The organism is Pseudomonas sp. P135 (genome assembly GCF_020312125.1).
In the GTDB taxonomy this organism is placed as follows: Bacteria; Pseudomonadota; Gammaproteobacteria; order Pseudomonadales; family Pseudomonadaceae; genus Aquipseudomonas; species Aquipseudomonas fragariae.
Map to the genome: position 1 here is coordinate 28,875 of NZ_JAGPYR010000027.1, position 16,691 is coordinate 45,565.

The window sequence follows — 16,691 nt, forward strand, 5'->3', positions numbered from 1 at the left end:
TGCTGCAAACACTTCAGACGCTGACTACACTGCAAATGCCCCGCTGCCGCTTGATCCTCCGGGGCCACACGCCAAACCGGCTTTAACGGTCATCCAGAACCGACGAGCGCAGATCGGACACGTCGATTCCAGAGCACACCCGCCAGCCGGCGAGGTCGTATTACTACAAAAAGTCTGGAGTACCTATGTCGTATACCCCTGAGTTGGTTGCCGAACTGGAAATCCTTGCACTGTTCAATCTGGGAAACACCCAGGAAGGCCTCAAAGTCCACCATGTAGCGGCGCCCACGGCCGTTGCAGCCGCACAAAGACTCTTCGATAAAGGACTGACGACCCAGGTCGATGGCGGTTACCTGACCAGCCTCGGGCTCGAGGCCGCCCAGCATGCCCAATCCTTGCTGACCATCCTCAACGTCTCCAGGCAAGCCGCCTGAATGTCGCAGGGCCTGCGCACAAAAAAGCGTGGCAGGCCCTTCACTTATCCGAGCGCCAGTCGATACAGGACGTTGGCGCCAGAATAACCATCCGACCGAATCCGCTTCTCTCGGCTGCAAACCTTCTCCGCCATCTTTCTCGGTAATTCCACGCCTGCACAGGCCAGATGCCTTGAGTTGCGATGACGCGTAATCCTGAAATTCGCCCCGACCTGGATGAGGGCATCGACCGCAAGGTTCTCAGCCAGTTGCGTAACCGTTTCCTGTCGCTCAATGACGGGCGGTACGCGCGTGCGCTGGAAGGTATGTCGACCCGCCAGCAGAGCGTGTTGGCCCTGCTGCCGCTGTTCTTTCACGTCAACCATCCGCTGTTGCCCGGTTATGTTTCCGGCAGCACGCCTGCCGGTGTCTCGCATTACGAACCGGACACACTGGCCCTGGTCGAGGCGCAGCGGCTGACGCGCTCCTTTTCCTACAAGGCCCGGCACGGCAACCCGCCCCAGCCGATTCATGGCCTGTTTCTGATGGGCAGCCTCGGCACGCTGGCCCAGGCTGAACAAAGCGATATGGATGTCTGGGTCTGCCACGACAGCGAGCTGGAGCCGGAGGCCATCGCCGAACTGCGCAAGAAATGCCAGGCACTTGAAGCCTGGGCGGCGACGATGGGCGCAGAGGCACATTTTTTTCTGATCGACCCGCAGCGTTTCAAGAGCGGTGAGCGCGATTCGCAGCTCAGCTCGGACGATTGCGGGACTACCCAGCATTACCTGTTGCTCGACGAGTTCTATCGGACCGCTATCTGGCTCGCCGGGCGCACCCCGATGTGGTGGCTGGTGCCGGTCTATGAAGAGCAGAACTATGAGGATTACACCCACACCCTGCTGAGCAAGCGCTTCATTCGCGCCAGTGAGGTGCTCGACCTCGGCCCGATGTCGCACATTCCCCCTGCCGAGTTTATCGGTGCCGGATTATGGCAGTTGTTCAAAGGCATCGAGTCGCCCTACAAGTCTGTGCTCAAGCTGCTGTTGATCGAGGTCTATTCCAGCGAGCATCCCCGCGTGCAGTGCCTGAGCCTGCGTTTCAAGCAAGCGGTGTTCGCCAATCAGCTGGACCCGGATGAACTGGACCCTTATGTGGTCGTGTACCGGCGCATCGAGGAGCATCTGCAGGCACGCAACGAGCCGGAGCGCCTGGAGCTGGTGCGCCGCAGCCTGTACCTGAAGGTCAACAAGAAGCTCACCGGTTCGACCCGCCTGCGCAACGTCGGTTGGCAGCGCCAACTGCTGGAACGCCTGACAACGGAGTGGGGTTGGGATGAGCGACAACTGGCGCTGCTCGACAGCCGCAGCCAGTGGAAAGTCCGCCAAGTGGCGGGCGAGCGCCGCGCGCTGGTCAACGAGCTGAATTACAGCTATCGCTTTCAGAGCCGCTTCGCCAAAACGCAAAGCACTGCCGACGCCCTCAACACTCGCGACCTGACCATTCTGGGTCGGCGTCTGTATGCGGCTTTTGAACGCAAGGCGGGCAAGGTCGAGTTCATCAACCCGGGCATCGCCCCTGACCTTGCCGAAGATACGCTGACGCTGGTGCATTCCCCCGACAAGCGCGAGCCCGGCAAGCACCAGTGGGCCTTGTACAACGGCAATCTGGGCATTCACGAGTGGCCGAATTTCTCACCGCTCAAACGCAGCCGTGAATTGCTTGAGTTGCTGACCTGGTGCCACCGCAATACCGTGATCGACAGCACTACCCGCGTGGCATTGCACCCGGGCGCCAGTGACCTGAGCGAGTTCGAGCTGTTCAACCTGATGGGCGCCTTGCAGCAGAGCATTCAGCTGCCACTGCCCGAGGTCAGCGATGAGGCGTTGCTGATGCCCAGCACGCCCAGTGAGATACTGTTGTTGATCAATGTCGGCGTCGATCCGCTCAGCCATCATCGCGACCTGAATATTCTGATGACCACCGAGCGCACCGACTCGCTCAGTTACGCGGGTGTCCGGGAAAATCTGGTGCTGACGCTGGACCAGATCACCCTCAATACCTGGAACGAAACACTGGTCAGCCGCTACGACGGCCCGCACGCCCTGCTCGACTGCATGAGCGAACTGCTCGGCAGCCTGCCGCAGCGCGGTAAACAGCCGCAGATTCACGTGCGCTGCTTCTGCCATAACCGCGCGCCCGCCATTGCCCAGCGTGTTGAAGAGCTGATCGGCACGGCGCGGTTGTTGCTGGAGAGGCGGCTCAATCACCGTTATCTGATTCAGGTGCAGCAGCAGTATCACGTGCTGGAGATGAAGCCGGGTCAGATCGGTCATGTGGTGGTCAACAGTCTGCCGGGGTTGTTCAAGTACCTGGGTGAAGAGCTGTCGTCGTACAGCCCCTTGCACCTGGACCCGCAGGCACTCGATGACCACGATCTGGCCCTGATCCTGCCGCTTGGTCAGCCGGAATGCATTCAGGTGTTCTACCGGGTCAACGAGCCGGACGCTGACCTGTACGTGCTCGATGAACACAATTCGCTCTGGCATCAGCGTCTGCCGTATCACGATGAACAAAGCCTGCTGGTGCCGCTGCAGCGCTTTCTTCACGCGCTGGTTTATCGCCGGGGCGCCTCATTACCGCTGGATGATCCGTCCGCGCCGGTTACGCTGGAAACCCTTTACTATCAGATGCTGCCCTCCGGCGCAGGGCCTGCCCGACGTGTTGAGCATCGACCGGCGCCGACTGCAGCGGACAAGGCGTTTTACGACGTACAGGCAATCATCGAGGAAACCTCGCCAGGGCAACTGAACGCCACCCTGTACTGCGACAACAGCGAGTTTTCCGAACTGGAATACGGTGATCGACTCTACGCCGCCGTCGCGCAGCAAATCCTCGGCAAACGCCTGGAGCTTCAGCGCTACCGCTGTTACATCACCGACCTGGACCTGTCCGGGCTGCTGGACGGCAAGCACGGGCAAAGCATCCTCTTCCTGCGCCACAAGGCCGAACTGGAAAAGCTGCTGAACGAGGCGATGGATCAGGCCTGACCTGCTGCATTGGCACGATAGGCGTTCTCTGGTGCGCCTATCGTTCCTCACGCTCCGCGTGGGAATGCAGTTCCGGACGCTCTGCGTCCGCTCTTGAATGCGGAAGCGCTCTGCGGATGCGGCGTCTTCGATTACTCGTATTCGCCCGCCGCTTCCGGCTGATACTCCACCGCCAGCAAGGTCAGTTTCAGGGTCTTGCCGCCCGGTGCAGGCCAGTCGATGTGTTGGCCGATTTGCAGGCCCAGCAGCGCCGAGCCCATTGGTGCCAGGACCGAGACGGTGCCGTCTGCGCCCGCATCCTGTGGATAAACCAGCTTGAGGTGATAGTCCTTGCCGCTGACTTCTTCGCGGCAATGCACGCGCGAATTCATGGTCACAACGCCCGCAGGCACTTCATCGTGGCCAACCACCTGGTCGGCGCGGTCCAGTTCGGCCTGCAGTGCCTGGATGCCAGGTGTGTCTTCATTCTGGTCGGCGATAAACTTTTCAAGACGCTGTACGTCGAGCCGAGTGAGGATGATCGAAGGTGCTGTGGTCATGGTCTGGGCAGACTCCTTTATTCTCCATGAATAAAACAAAACCCCACCAATTGGCGGGGTTTGACGAGCCTCTTGTCTGCAGAGGCAAGGCCTGACACTAACACAGCGCAGTAAATACACAACCCGACGCGGTTTCAGCCTGCCGCCTGGTCAACCTCGGCGCGGGCTCGACGCTGATCGGCCTCGTGGCGAATCTGGCGGCGCCGGTCGTCATCGGCCGAGCGCCATTCGCGGATGTCTTCGACATGACGGAAGCACCCCAGGCAAACCTTCTGCTCATCGAGCCGACACAGGCTGATACACGGCGAGGCTACTGCCGGGCTGACATTGCTGAAAAGCGGCTTGGGCGGTCGAACGGGGGACTGGCTCACGATCAGATCTCGGAGAAGTCCAGTTCGACACCGGCCTGCTCGACGGTAAAGCGCTCCAGCATCTCGCTCAGCAGTTCATCACTGGAATCGCAGGCCCAGCACTGATTCTCTTCGTCGTAGTCGAAGTGAAAACCACCCGATCTGGCCGCCAGCCAGAGCTGACGCAGGGGCTCCTGACGGCTGAAGATAAGCTGCGTGCCGCCTTCAAACTTGACCGTCAGTACACCGGCCGAGTTTTCCAGGTCCACATCCAGACCACTGTCATCGAATACGTCTTCGATATTCTGCTGCGTCGCATCGACGAGGTCGTGAAAACGGGCTTCGGTCAAACTCATTGCGGGAACCTCGATAAGTGTCTGCAAATAGCGCAGAGGGGCAAGATACGGACGCTGCCAGGCAAATGCAAAGCTTACTCATCATTGACGATGCACGAGCACTTTAATCCCGATCAACCATAGCTCTGCTGCGGCTTTCGCGCCAAAGGCCCGCCAGACGGGACGCTGCTCGCATAGGCAAGGTGCCGGGTGGTCGGTATACTCGGGCGCAATTAATGCTTTTACAAAGGATTTCGCCATGAAGCGCCTGATCTCTTCGCTTGCTGCGCTTGTCGCGGTCGCTTGTCTTGTTACAGCTTGTGGCCAGAAAGGCCCGCTGTATCTGCCGGATGACACCAAAACCCCGGACGAACAAGCCAAATCGCAATCGCACAAGCACCTTTAAGGGACTCCAATGGACGCCTTCAACTACCGCGACGGTGAGCTGTTCGCGGAAGGGGTAGCATTGTCTGCCATTGCCGAGCGCTTCGGCACGCCGACCTATGTCTACTCGCGCGCTCACATCGAAGCGCAATACCGTGCCTACGCCGACGCGCTGAGCGGCATGCCGCATATGGTCTGCTTCGCCGTAAAAGCCAACTCCAACCTGGGCGTGCTCAATGTCCTGGCGCGCCTTGGCGCCGGTTTCGACATCGTCTCGCGTGGCGAGCTGGAGCGTGTGCTGGCGGCGGGTGGCAAAGCCGAAAAGATCGTGTTTTCCGGTGTCGGCAAGACCCGCGAAGACATGCGGCGCGCCCTTGAAGTCGGCGTGCACTGCTTTAACGTCGAATCCACCGACGAGCTGGAGCGCCTGCAGGAAGTGGCTGCCGAACTCAACGTTCGGGCGCCGATATCGCTGCGGGTCAATCCGGATGTGGATGCAGGCACTCACCCCTACATCTCCACCGGCCTCAAGGAAAACAAGTTCGGTATCGCCATTGCAGCAGCGGAAGACGTTTACATTCGCGCCTCGCAACTGCCGAACCTGGAAGTGATCGGGGTCGACTGCCATATCGGCTCGCAACTGACCACGCTCGAACCGTTCATCGATGCGCTGGATCGCCTGCTGGCCCTGGTCGATCGTCTGGGCGATTGCGGCATTCATCTGCATCACATCGATCTGGGTGGCGGTCTTGGCGTGCGTTATCGCGACGAAGAGCCTCCGCTGGCGGCCGACTACATCAAGGCCGTGCGCGAGCGTCTGGCCGGTCGCGACCTGGGGCTGCTGTTCGAGCCGGGACGCTTCATCGTCGCCAACGCAGGCGCGCTGCTGACCCGTGTCGAATACCTCAAGCATACCGAGCACAAGGATTTTGCCATCGTCGATGCGGCGATGAACGATCTGATCCGGCCGGCGCTGTATCAGGCCTGGATGGATGTCACAGCGGTGCGTCCGCGTGACAGCGAACCTCGTGCGTACGATATCGTCGGGCCGATCTGCGAGACCGGCGATTTCCTCGCCAAGGGGCGCGAGCTGGCCCTGGCCGAGGGCGATCTGCTGGCCGTTCATTCAGCCGGTGCCTATGGCTTCGTCATGAGCTCGAACTACAACACCCGTGGCCGTGCCGCCGAGGTACTGGTCGACGGTTCCCAGGCTTTTGAAGTGCGTCGTCGCGAAACCGTGGCCGAGCTGTTCGCTGGCGAAAGCCTGCTGCCGGAGTAATCCCCATGCTGCTGCGTTTTACCAAGATGCACGGGCTGGGTAACGACTTCATGGTCCTGGACCTTGTGAGTCAGCACGCGCATATCTTGCCCAAGCACGCCAAACAATGGGGCGACCGCCACACCGGTATCGGTTTCGATCAGCTTTTGCTGGTCGAGGCGCCGAACAACCCGGATGTGGACTTTCGCTATCGAATCTTCAATTCCGACGGCTCCGAAGTCGAACAGTGCGGCAACGGCGCGCGCTGCTTTGCCCGCTTTGTGCTCGACAAGCGTCTGACGGCCAAGAAGCAGATACGCGTCGAGACCAAGAGCGGCATCATCGAACTGGATATCCGCAGCGACGGGCAGATCAGCGTCGATATGGGGCCGCCCAGGTTTGTCCCTGAAGAGATTCCCTTCGAAGCAGCGGAGCAGGCTACCTGTTACACCGTTGACGTCGACGGTCAGCATGTCGACATGGCGGCTGTGTCCATGGGCAATCCGCACGCTGTGCTGCGGGTCGATGACATCAATAACGCACCGGTGCATGAACTGGGGCCGAAGATCGAGCATCACCCGCGCTTTCCGGCCCGGGTCAACGTCGGCTTTCTCCACGTCGTGGACCGTCAGCGGGCACAGCTGCGTGTCTGGGAACGCGGTGCCGGGGAAACCCAGGCGTGCGGTACCGGTGCCTGCGCGGCGGCTGTCGCGGCCATCAGCCAGGGCTGGATGGATTCGCCGTTGCTGATCGACCTGCCCGGAGGGCGCCTGTCCATCGAATGGGCTGGGCCGGGACATTCTGTCATGATGACCGGCCCCGCAGTCAGGGTTTATGAAGGCCAAGTTCGTCTTTGAGTGAGTAAGTACCATGACAGATCAACCTCCCGCTTCAACAGGCACACCCTGCGAATCGCCTGTCGATAGCGCAGCGCCAGACCTTGAAGCAGAGGCGGTCATCGCCTTCCTGCTCGAGCACCCGGACTTCTTCGCCGAGCACGACGAGCTGCTGGTGTCGATGCGCATCCCGCACCAGCGTGGCGACACCGTTTCGCTGGTCGAGCGTCAGCTCAAGCTGCTGCGCGAGCGCAATATCGAAATGCGCCATCGCCTGTCGCAATTGATGGACGTCGCACGGGACAACGACCGCCTGTTCGAAAAGACCCGCCGCCTGAACCTCGCGCTGATGGATGCGACCAGCCTGGAAGAGCTGGTCATCGCCGTCGAAGACAGCCTGCGTCAGGACTTCCAGGTGCCCTTTGTCAGCCTGATCCTGTTCAGCGACAGCCCGATGCCCGTGGGGCGCTGGGTCAGCGGTGCCGACGCACAGAAAGCCATCGGCGGCCTGATTGGCGAGAAGATCATCTGCGGCGCGCTGCGTGAGCATGAACTGGCGTTTCTGTTCGGTGCAGAGCAGGGCAAGGAGGTCGGTTCGACTGCCATCGCCAGCCTCAATCATCTGGGCCTGCATGGCGTGCTGGCCATCGGCAGCCGTGATCCGCAGCATTACAAAAGCTCGGTCGGCACCCTGTTCCTCAGTTATATCGCCGATGTGCTGAGCCGCCTGCTGCCGCGCTTCGCCCACTCATTACGCTCGGTTCGCTAGCCATGGATCAGCATCTGGACGCCTACTGCATGCACCTGCGCAGTGAGCGCCAGGTGTCGCCTCACACGCTGGAAGCCTACCGACGCGACCTGGGTAAGGTCCTGGCGTATTGCCAGAAGGCACAGGTGTCGAGCTGGAGTGACCTGGATATCCAGCACCTGCGCAGCTTCACTGCCCGCCAGCACCAGCAGGGCCAGTCTTCACGCAGCCTGGCGCGGATGCTGTCGGCGGTGCGCGGCTTCTACAAGTACCTCAATCGCGAAGGCATCTGCCAGCACGACCCGGCAAACGGCCTGTCACCGCCCAAGGGCGAGCGGCGTCTGCCCAAGACCCTGGACACCGACCGTGCCGCGCAATTGCTGGATGGCGGCGTTGAAGATGATTTCCTGGCGCACCGCGACCAAGCCATCCTGGAGCTGCTGTACTCGTCAGGGTTGCGCCTCTCCGAACTGACCGGTCTGAATCTGGACCAGCTGGACCTGCGTGACGGACTGGTGCAGGTGCTGGGTAAGGGCAGCAAGACCCGCGTATTGCCTGTGGGCAGCAAGGCGCGCCAGGCACTGGAAGTCTGGCTGCCGCTGCGCGCCCTCACCAATCCGCAGGACGACGCGGTATTTGTCAGCCAGCAAGGCAAGCGCCTCGGCCCGCGCGCCATTCAGGTGCGACTCAAGGCAGCTGGTGAGCGAGAGCTGGGGCAGAATCTGCACCCGCACATGTTGCGGCACTCCTTTGCCAGCCATCTGCTCGAATCGTCACAGGACCTGCGCGCCGTGCAGGAGCTGCTCGGTCATGCGGATATCAAGACCACGCAGATATATACACACCTGGACTTCCAGCATTTGGCTACTGTTTATGACAGCGCCCATCCCCGAGCCAAACGTAAAGGAGCTGCAGATGATTAAGCTGGTGACGTTTGATCTTGACGACACGCTCTGGGACACCGCCCCTGCCATTGCCGGTGCCGAAGTCACGCTGCGTGACTGGCTGGGCGAACACGCGCCCAGGCTGGGAGCGGTTCCTGTCGAGCACCTGTGGGAAATCCGCTCGCGTCTGGTAGCCGAAGACCCGTCCTTCAAGCACCGCATCAGCGCCTTGCGCCGCCGCGTGCTGTTCCATGCGCTCGAAGATGCCGGCTACGACCCGGACGAGGCGCAGGACCTGGCGGACCGCGGCTTTGAAGTGTTCCTGCAGGGCCGTCATCAGGTGCAGATTTTCCCTGAGGTGCAACCGATGCTGGAAATTCTCGCCAAGACCTTCACGCTCGGCGTGATTACCAATGGCAATGCCGATGTGCGCCGTCTGGGGCTGGCGGACTACTTTGCCTTCGCGCTGTGCGCCGAAGACCTGGGCATCGGCAAGCCTGATCCGGCACCGTTCGTGGAGGCGCTACGCCGCGCAAGGGTCGATGCCGGCGCGGCGGTGCATGTCGGTGACCATCCCAAGGACGATATCGCAGGTGCCCAGCAGGCCGGCATGCGCGCCATCTGGTACAACCCGCAAGGCAAGGTCTGGGATGCGGATCGACTGCCGGATGCCGAGATCCACAACCTGTCGCAACTGCCCGAGGTGCTGGCGCGCTGGGCCTGAAAGCACACTGACAGGCGCGCATAGAAAAGCCCGCAGCGACGGCGGGCTTTTCTCATACAGTCATGCAGCCTCAGATAGGGCGGCTACCGTATTTGTTGTCAGGCTTCTTGGGCGGATCGGCGACCACGTTGGCCTCCACTTCCTGCACCTTGCCGCCACGCGCCAGGAATTCTTCCATGGCACGTGCCAGAGCATCACGCTCCTTGTTCTTGGCTTCCACGCTGGGCAGTTCATCGACCGAGACTGCAGCCTTGGCCTTGCCTTTTGCGGCAGGTGCCGGAACGTCATCGTCTACTTCGACCGGGTCGTCGCCGGGAGCAGCTGCAAGCTCCTCACCGTCCTCTTCGTTTTCCAGGTCGTCTTCCAGATCGTCCTTAATATCGTCGTCGTCGCTCATGTTGTACCTCATGACTTGCGAAAGCTGATTAGTTATAGCCCAACCGCCCAGAATTGCTAAGGCAACCGGAAAAATTCAACAACCGCTGACCTCAGCGGTTATGTCCACTCACCCTGAAGGGTGGCCAGGACGTTACGAGACCCACCAGCGTCTCGATGTTCGCCCAGGTAAATACCTTGCCAGGTGCCCAGCGCCAGCCGCCCTGCCGTAACCGGCAACAGCAACTGGCAGCCCAGCAGACTGGCCTTGAAATGCGCTGGCAAGTCATCAGGGCCTTCGTCGTCATGTTCGTAGCCGTCCACGCCCTGGGGCACCAGACGGTTGAAAAAACGCTCAAAGTCGCGACGTACCGCCGGATCGGCATTTTCGTTGACGGTCAACGAAGCCGAGGTATGTTGCAGCCATACATGCAGTAGCCCGACACGACAACCGCGCAACGGGGGCAACCCCGCGACTATCTCGTCAGTCACCAGATGGAACCCACGGGGCCTGGCCCGCAAGGCAATCCTGGATTGATGCCACATACCGTTATCCGCACCTTCGGCGCGCATTCTAACTCGACTGAGAAAAAAGCAAAGCGCGCAATAAACCGGCTTCCCTGCAAGTTGACGAAGACGGTGGCAACCTCGTTACCTGCGCTGTGTCACGGTGCCGAGATCATTGACACGGGCAAGATCAATGACAGCAAAAAGCGGCGGTATATCCACAAACGTCAGACAAAAAAAATGCCCGGAGACCGGGCATTCTTTTTTGCGCAGGCCAAAGCTTACAAGTTGTAGCCACGCTCGTTGTGTTGCGCAAGGTCCAGACCGACAGACTCTTCCTCGTCGGTGACGCGCAGACCCATCACCGCATCCAGCACCTTGAGGATGATGAAGGTCACGATTGCGGTGTAGACAACGGTGAACGCGACGCCCTTGAACTGAATCCAGACCTGAGCACCGATGTCGGTCACGGTGCCGAAGCCGCCCAGTGCAGGTGCTGCGAAAACACCGGTCAGGATGGCGCCGACGATACCGCCGATGCCGTGAACGCCGAACGCATCCAGGGAGTCGTCGTAGCCCAGCTTGCGCTTGAGGCTGGTCGCGCAGAAGAAGCAGATCACGCCTGCTGCCAGACCGATGATCAGCGCGCCCATCGGGCCGACGGTACCGGCCGCAGGGGTAACGGCAACCAGGCCGGCAACCACACCAGAGGCAATACCCAGAGCACTTGGCTTACCGTGAGTCAGCCACTCGGCAAACATCCAGCCCAATGCGGCGGCCGCGGTAGCGATTTGAGTGACCAGCATGGCCATACCGGCAGTACCGTTGGCTGCAGCGGCGGAACCGGCGTTGAAGCCGAACCAGCCGACCCAGAGCATCGCTGCGCCGATCAGGGTGTAACCCAGGTTGTGCGGCGCCATCGGCGTGGTCGGGAAGCCTTTGCGCTTGCCCAGTACCAGGCACGCTACCAGACCGGCTACACCGGCGTTGATATGTACGACGGTACCGCCAGCGAAGTCCAGAACGCCCCAGTCCCACAACAGGCCACCGACGCCGCCCCAGACCATGTGGGCGATTGGCGCGTAGACCAGAGTGAACCAGATACCCATGAACACCAGCATCGCGGAGAACTTCATGCGTTCTGCGAAGGCGCCGACAATCAGGGCAGGGGTGATGATCGCGAAGGTCATCTGGAAGGTGACGAACACCGCCTCAGGGAACAACGCAGCAGGACCGGTAATGCTTGCCGGCGTGATGCCTGCCAGGAACGCTTTACCCATACCGCCAAAGAAGGAATTGAAGTTGACGACGCCCGCTTCCATACCGGTTGTGTCAAACGCGATGCTGTAGCCGTAGACGACCCACAGGATGCTGATCAGACCGGTGATGGCGAAGCACTGCATCATCACCGACAGAATGTTCTTGGAACGAACCATGCCGCCGTAGAACAGCGCGAGACCGGGGATGGTCATGAACAGGACCAGAGCGGTCGAGGTCAGCATCCATGCAGTGTCGCCAGAGTTCAGCACCGGCTCGGCCACTGGATCAGCCGCCAGGGCAAGACCAGGTAATGCGAGGGACAACAGGGCACCGAGCCCTGCGAATTGACGCAGAGTCATATTGTTTTCTCCTGGGGCGTTGGGTTTGGCGGCTTAAATAGCGTCTGTATCGGTCTCGCCGGTACGGATGCGGATGGCCTGTTCCAGATTGACCACGAAAATCTTGCCGTCACCGATCTTGCCAGTGTTGGCGGCCTTGGTTATGGCTTCGATGACACGATCCAGATCCTTGTCATCGATGGCGACATCGATCTTCACTTTGGGAAGGAAGTCGACGACGTATTCAGCACCGCGATAAAGCTCAGTGTGACCCTTCTGACGCCCGAAGCCTTTGACTTCAGTGACGGTGATGCCCTGCACGCCGATTTCAGACAACGACTCGCGAACGTCATCCAGTTTGAACGGCTTGATGATGGCAGTGACTAGCTTCATGAAAACTTTCTCCCGAATTTGGTGGACTTGCCCCAGGAAAACAAACCCGACTCAAGTCTAAGCGCAGTGTCTGGCTTTGTAACGTGTCGGCCGCCTGATCAGGCCAGACCCACTCCAGAAAACCGCTTCTGACGAAACACTTCCCCGCTCCGCCTGCCGCACTGCATTCGTCACAGCGACTGCATCAGTGCATGGGTCATAAGCCACTAAGCAGAAAGCTTGCCATCTCGCGAATATTCATTGAATACAGGCTCTTGGGCTGGTTTTGCACAACCTTGCAGGGTCTATCATGGAGCTAATGCACAGCAATGGTGCTCATGTGCCCGTCACTGCGCTCCATAAGCGTGCATTGCGCCCTCGGGATTGACTATAGACACTGCGTGTTACACTGCCGCCCTCTGATTCAGGAAAATAACCATGCTCGCGCCCAAAGCCTTTCTCGACGCTCTCAGCGGCCACGCCTCTCGCCTGTTCAATGGCGAAACGCCTGTACCGCGCAGCGAATTCGAAACCCAGTTCAAGGCCCTGCTGCAAAGCGGCTTCAGCAAACTGGATCTGGTCAGCCGTGAAGAGTTCGACAGCCAGATGGCCGTCCTCGCCCGCACCCGCGCCCGCCTGGAAGCGCTGGAGGCCAAGATGGCCGAGCTGGAAGAGAAGGCTGGCGGGGCCGCAGGGACTGAAAAAGCCGAATAAGGGTTTCCTTGTTTTACTCAGTGCGCTGCAGCGCTGAACGTTGTCATGCACAACGGGGCAGGCACCTGACCTGCTCGCGAAGCGAGATGCTCAAACGTGTACTGGCGTTCGCGTCGCAGCCATGAATCGCTCCGGATTTCAGTGATACAGTTGCGCGCCGAAATACGCTAACGTCTCGGCGCGCCAGTCATGGGCTGGCCACTCCTCCCGGCTATTCGAACGTTCTATGGATGGAAGCATGACTGACAAACGTCCCCTTATTCACTGCTCCCTGGCCGCAACCCTGTGGTTGTGTGTCGGCACGTCGGTTTTCGCTCAGGACACGGCACTGCATTCCGGCAAGTACGAGCAGTTGATGCTGGCCGTGACGCCCGAGCATCAGGTCGAGGGTTATTACTCGGAGACGCGCGGCGCGGCATTCAGCTGTGCGTTCTATCTGCAAGGCAAGGTCGAGGCCGTGAAGGGCGCAGCGGTGTCGTCCTGGCTTGATGACGTCTACCCAGGAACACTAAAGGACTCGGCTGATGGCGTGGTGCTGACGATCGAGCAAGGCCGGCAGCACCCCGGCTGCATGAACGTGATGGCGCCGGACATCGCCACCGGCCTGGACCTGACCCGGACCGCCAGCAAGCAGTGGGTCGGTCTGCTGACTGTCACCGCGGACAAGGCCTGGCTGCAAAAAACACCGAATGCCAAAGCCACCCGAGGCGCCTATATCGTCAAGGATAATGTTGTCGGGGTTCTGGCATTCAAGGATGGCGCGGCTCAGGTCGAGTTCATCAATGCCGATGATCGCTCGTTTACCGGGTGGATCAGTCAGGACCAATATGCGCGGTTGGCTGCGCCCGGCCGCTGATGTCGGACGGGGAGGTCAGCCGATCTGCCGCACTCGGCTGAGATCTGTCGAGGGCGGGCAGCCAAACTGGCGGCTGTACTCCCTGCTGAACTGCGAAGGGCTTTCATAGCCGACGCGATAGCAGGCGCTGGAGGCATCCAGGCCTTCATTGATGATCAGCCGTCGAGCCTCTTGCAGGCGCAGCTTTTTCTGATACTGCAACGGACTCATGGCGGTCAGCGCCTTGAATCGGTGGTGCAGCGTCGAATTGCCGAGGTTGGCCAGACGCGCCAGTTCATCAATGCGCAGCGGCTCGGTGTAGTGATTGTTCAGCCAATCGACCGCCCGCGTGACGCGATGCGTCTGCGAATCCCCGACCGCGATTTCGTAGAGTCGCCGCCCATTTTTGCCGCGCAGCAGGCGGTAGTAGAGCTCCCGAAGTGCAAGGGGCGCGAGCATAGCGATATCGCGAGGCGTGTCGAGCAGACGCACCAGCCTCAACACCGTCTCAAGCAATGGCTGATCCATCTGCTCAAGAAACAGGCCCCGCTGCGGCTCGTCCGGAACGCCGTTCAGTGGCGCTTCCGCAATGAGCTGGGCGATGTGCGCAGGCTCGAAGTCCAGACGAATACACAGATAGGGCGCCTCGCTACTCGCTTCCAGCACACGCCCGGCGACCGGCACAGTCACCGCGACGACCAGGTAGCTGAGCGGGTCGTACACATACTGCTCATCGCCCAGCACAACCTCCTTGCGACCTTGAACGATCACGCAAAGGGCTGGCCGATGCAGCGCATGAATCAGCTCTGACGGGGCGTCGCAGCGGATAACGTGCAGCGGCGCAACAGCGGTTTCATAAACACCGGGTGCCGCAAAGCGCTGCGTCAGCAACTGGGTGATTTCAGCCCGGCAAACATCGGTGCCCGGAGCACTCGCAGCATTCTGTGTACCCATGAAGAACCCCGTCCCAAGTCAGTGTTGCTGCACGCCCATCCTTTGCATCGAACGCCATCATAGCGGCCATTGTGCAGTGATTCCGCATGCGGCAGACCCACAGACAGGAATAGGCAAGTGTCGCGCAGGTATCGGCATGCGCGCAGTGATGAGTGACTCGTAGCATGGTCATCGCAATCAGTTTGAGCCGCGCGCTGAAACTGAGCCAACGATGACTTCACGAGGAAAGCCAGTCATGTCGAACATTCAAGGCAAGGTTGTACTGATCACCGGCGCCAGCAGCGGCATTGGCGAAGCTGCCGCCCGACTCATCGCCGCCAAGGGCGCACACGTGGTACTGGGCGCTCGGCGCATCGAGCGTCTGCAGACGCTGGCGGCAGACATCGAAGCGCAGGGCGGCTCGGCACGCTTCCGCGCGCTGGACGTGACCGATGCGCTCGACATGCAAGCCTTTGCCGACTTCGCCAAACACGCGTTCGGCAAGATCGACGTGATCATCAACAACGCCGGCATCATGCCCCTGTCGCCGCTCGCCGTGCTGAAAATCGCAGAGTGGAACCAGATGCTCGACGTCAACGTGCGCGGCGTACTGCACGGCATCGCCGCCGTGCTGCCGAGCATGCAAGCGCAAGGGCATGGCCAGATCATCAACATCTCGTCCATCGGCGGCCTCGCCGTTTCCCCGACCGCCGCAGTGTACTGCGCCACCAAATTCGCTGTTCGCGCCATCTCCGATGGCCTTCGGCAGGAAACCGACAAAATCCGCGTCACCGTCGTCTGCCCCGGCGTGGTCGAATCAGAACTGGCCGACTCGATTTCCGACGAGACCGCGCGCGAGGCGATGAAAGCGTTTCGAAAGGTTGCCCTGGAGCCGGATGCGATCGCACGTGCGCTTGTTTACGCGATCGAGCAGCCGGACGGGGTGGATGTGAGCGAGATTGTGGTGCGGCCTACGGGGAGTGCTTATTGAGACCGGTAATGAGGACTACCACTTCCAGGCCCTTTCGGTGAACTCGGCCGTTGGAGGGAGCGCGGCTCGGAGAAACGCGAGGTATTTGTTGAACAGGACCTCGTGCTGGAAGCGGGCCTCGAAGCCAAGTGTGACGTCGGTGCGGTGGGTGATGATCATGAGGCGCTTTCGGTCGACCGTGACGAAGTTGTACTCGGCCCATGGCAGGCTTTGTTCGTGGTGGATGGGGTTTTCCCAGTTCAGCAGCTTGATCGCTGCGATAAAGGCCATGGCCACGGGGCCGATCAGGAACAGCAGCGAGCCGGTGAAGAGTGCTACAAAAACGAATATCAGGATGACGGCTATGGCGATGCCCTTGAAAAGGGATGAGGCGAAGTCGGGGTAGTGGAGGTGGTACTCAACGAGGGCGTGGTTGGTTTTGATGGTGTAGTTGTAGATGGTTTTTTGGCGGACACCCAAGACAATAAAATAAATGGCTCCGCCACTTGCACTCGCTAAAATATAAATCGCTTGCACCGGATTTTTTGAATAAAAGCTCCATCCTGCCCACAGGCCAAAGCTCAGCATCGCCGCATAGATTGAAATAATTGCCATTTCAGCAAAAAATATTTCTTTTGACGGTCTTGCAATGGTTTTTATTGACCAGCTCAGGATCTCCTTACCGTTTGGATATTGTTTGGTTATTCCAAAAGCTTCTGATTCCGAGGTGATGCCTTTGAGTTTTTTTGTAGCGATCGGGTGTGTTGGGGAGGTTGTCTGACCTTGCCCCCGAGAAACGTATCCCTTAACCCGGCGTCGGGGTTGAGTATCTAAGGTTGTTGCCTTTGCCAGTTCTGCTCGTATTG

20 protein-coding genes are annotated in these 16,691 nt (G+C 60.0%); 11 read left to right on the top strand and 9 right to left on the bottom strand.

Annotation, left to right across the window (positions count from 1 at the left end):
- Positions 1-185 precede the first annotated feature (185 nt).
- A complete protein-coding gene (locus KBY08_RS24885; RefSeq protein ID WP_003344490.1) occupies positions 186-434 on the top strand; it encodes a TIGR02647 family protein in 249 nt (82 codons plus the stop codon).
- Positions 435-616: 182 nt separating this feature from the next.
- A complete protein-coding gene (locus KBY08_RS24890; RefSeq protein WP_111522343.1) occupies positions 617-3,463 on the top strand; it encodes a class I adenylate cyclase in 2,847 nt (948 codons plus the stop codon).
- A gap of 131 nt (positions 3,464-3,594) precedes the next feature.
- On the opposite strand, the gene rnk is transcribed toward KBY08_RS24890, so the two are convergent.
- The 3 genes from rnk to cyaY all read right to left on the bottom strand — a co-directional run bounded on the left by rnk (position 3,595) and on the right by cyaY (position 4,708).
- A complete protein-coding gene (gene rnk, locus KBY08_RS24895; RefSeq protein ID WP_003384923.1) occupies positions 3,595-4,002 on the bottom strand; it encodes a nucleoside diphosphate kinase regulator in 408 nt (135 codons plus the stop codon).
- A gap of 134 nt (positions 4,003-4,136) precedes the next feature.
- Positions 4,137-4,373 carry a DUF1289 domain-containing protein gene (locus KBY08_RS24900; RefSeq protein ID WP_003318094.1) on the bottom strand — a complete coding sequence of 79 codons (237 nt, stop codon included), beginning with the start codon at positions 4,371-4,373 and terminating at the stop codon, positions 4,137-4,139.
- Between the two features lie 2 nt (positions 4,374-4,375).
- A complete protein-coding gene (gene cyaY / locus KBY08_RS24905; RefSeq protein WP_003318093.1) occupies positions 4,376-4,708 on the bottom strand; it encodes an iron donor protein CyaY in 333 nt (110 codons plus the stop codon).
- A gap of 238 nt (positions 4,709-4,946) precedes the next feature.
- Here cyaY and lptM point away from each other — a divergent pair, with 238 nt between their 5' ends.
- Genes lptM through KBY08_RS24935 form a run of 6 tightly spaced genes read left to right on the top strand, consistent with a single transcriptional unit; the run spans position 4,947 to position 9,521 of the window.
- The gene (lptM, locus tag KBY08_RS24910) at positions 4,947-5,093 is read left to right on the top strand and encodes an LPS translocon maturation chaperone LptM (RefSeq protein ID WP_002555817.1); all 147 of its coding nucleotides are present in this window, start codon (positions 4,947-4,949) and stop codon (positions 5,091-5,093) included.
- A 9-nt stretch (positions 5,094-5,102) separates the two neighbouring features.
- Positions 5,103-6,350 carry a diaminopimelate decarboxylase gene (gene lysA / locus KBY08_RS24915; protein WP_003401767.1) on the top strand — a complete coding sequence of 416 codons (1,248 nt, stop codon included), beginning with the start codon at positions 5,103-5,105 and terminating at the stop codon, positions 6,348-6,350.
- 5 nt (positions 6,351-6,355) lie between these two features.
- Positions 6,356-7,186, top strand: a complete 831-nt coding sequence (gene dapF, locus KBY08_RS24920) for a diaminopimelate epimerase (protein WP_003401768.1) — start codon at positions 6,356-6,358, stop codon at positions 7,184-7,186.
- 13 nt (positions 7,187-7,199) lie between these two features.
- Positions 7,200-7,934 (top strand): DUF484 family protein, encoded by a 735-nt coding sequence (locus tag KBY08_RS24925; protein WP_011266243.1) that lies wholly within the window; start codon positions 7,200-7,202, stop codon positions 7,932-7,934.
- A 2-nt stretch (positions 7,935-7,936) separates the two neighbouring features.
- Positions 7,937-8,836, top strand: a complete 900-nt coding sequence (gene xerC / locus KBY08_RS24930) for a tyrosine recombinase XerC (protein WP_003401781.1) — start codon at positions 7,937-7,939, stop codon at positions 8,834-8,836.
- Positions 8,829-9,521 (top strand): HAD family hydrolase, encoded by a 693-nt coding sequence (locus KBY08_RS24935; protein ID WP_104683567.1) that lies wholly within the window; start codon positions 8,829-8,831, stop codon positions 9,519-9,521. Before xerC ends, KBY08_RS24935 begins: the two co-directional genes overlap by 8 nt.
- A gap of 70 nt (positions 9,522-9,591) precedes the next feature.
- Here the strand turns inward: KBY08_RS24935 and sutA are convergent, their stop codons facing one another.
- The 4 genes from sutA to glnK form a co-directional block, all read right to left on the bottom strand.
- Positions 9,592-9,918: a transcriptional regulator SutA gene (gene sutA, locus KBY08_RS24940; RefSeq protein ID WP_003401790.1), complete on the bottom strand. Its 327-nt coding sequence runs from the start codon at positions 9,916-9,918 to the stop codon at positions 9,592-9,594.
- Between the two features lie 98 nt (positions 9,919-10,016).
- Positions 10,017-10,442 carry a secondary thiamine-phosphate synthase enzyme YjbQ gene (locus KBY08_RS24945; RefSeq protein ID WP_003318084.1) on the bottom strand — a complete coding sequence of 142 codons (426 nt, stop codon included), beginning with the start codon at positions 10,440-10,442 and terminating at the stop codon, positions 10,017-10,019.
- A gap of 242 nt (positions 10,443-10,684) precedes the next feature.
- Positions 10,685-12,022 carry an ammonium transporter gene (locus tag KBY08_RS24950; protein ID WP_003344468.1) on the bottom strand — a complete coding sequence of 446 codons (1,338 nt, stop codon included), beginning with the start codon at positions 12,020-12,022 and terminating at the stop codon, positions 10,685-10,687.
- A 33-nt stretch (positions 12,023-12,055) separates the two neighbouring features.
- The gene (gene glnK / locus KBY08_RS24955) at positions 12,056-12,394 is read right to left on the bottom strand and encodes a P-II family nitrogen regulator (protein ID WP_002555808.1); all 339 of its coding nucleotides are present in this window, start codon (positions 12,392-12,394) and stop codon (positions 12,056-12,058) included.
- A gap of 417 nt (positions 12,395-12,811) precedes the next feature.
- On the opposite strand from glnK, the gene KBY08_RS24960 reads away from it, so the two are divergent.
- A complete protein-coding gene (locus KBY08_RS24960; RefSeq protein ID WP_003437363.1) occupies positions 12,812-13,087 on the top strand; it encodes an accessory factor UbiK family protein in 276 nt (91 codons plus the stop codon).
- Positions 13,088-13,325: 238 nt separating this feature from the next.
- Positions 13,326-13,943, top strand: a complete 618-nt coding sequence (locus KBY08_RS24965) for a hypothetical protein (RefSeq protein ID WP_177410941.1) — start codon at positions 13,326-13,328, stop codon at positions 13,941-13,943.
- A 15-nt stretch (positions 13,944-13,958) separates the two neighbouring features.
- On the opposite strand, the gene KBY08_RS24970 is transcribed toward KBY08_RS24965, so the two are convergent.
- The gene (locus KBY08_RS24970) at positions 13,959-14,876 is read right to left on the bottom strand and encodes an AraC family transcriptional regulator (RefSeq protein ID WP_111522340.1); all 918 of its coding nucleotides are present in this window, start codon (positions 14,874-14,876) and stop codon (positions 13,959-13,961) included.
- 235 nt (positions 14,877-15,111) lie between these two features.
- On the opposite strand from KBY08_RS24970, the gene KBY08_RS24975 reads away from it, so the two are divergent.
- Positions 15,112-15,846, top strand: a complete 735-nt coding sequence (locus tag KBY08_RS24975; RefSeq protein ID WP_060406331.1) for an SDR family oxidoreductase — start codon at positions 15,112-15,114, stop codon at positions 15,844-15,846.
- Positions 15,847-15,861: 15 nt separating this feature from the next.
- On the opposite strand, the gene KBY08_RS24980 is transcribed toward KBY08_RS24975, so the two are convergent.
- A complete protein-coding gene (locus KBY08_RS24980) occupies positions 15,862-16,557 on the bottom strand; it encodes a hypothetical protein (RefSeq protein WP_046722321.1) in 696 nt (231 codons plus the stop codon).
- Positions 16,558-16,691 lie beyond the last annotated feature (134 nt).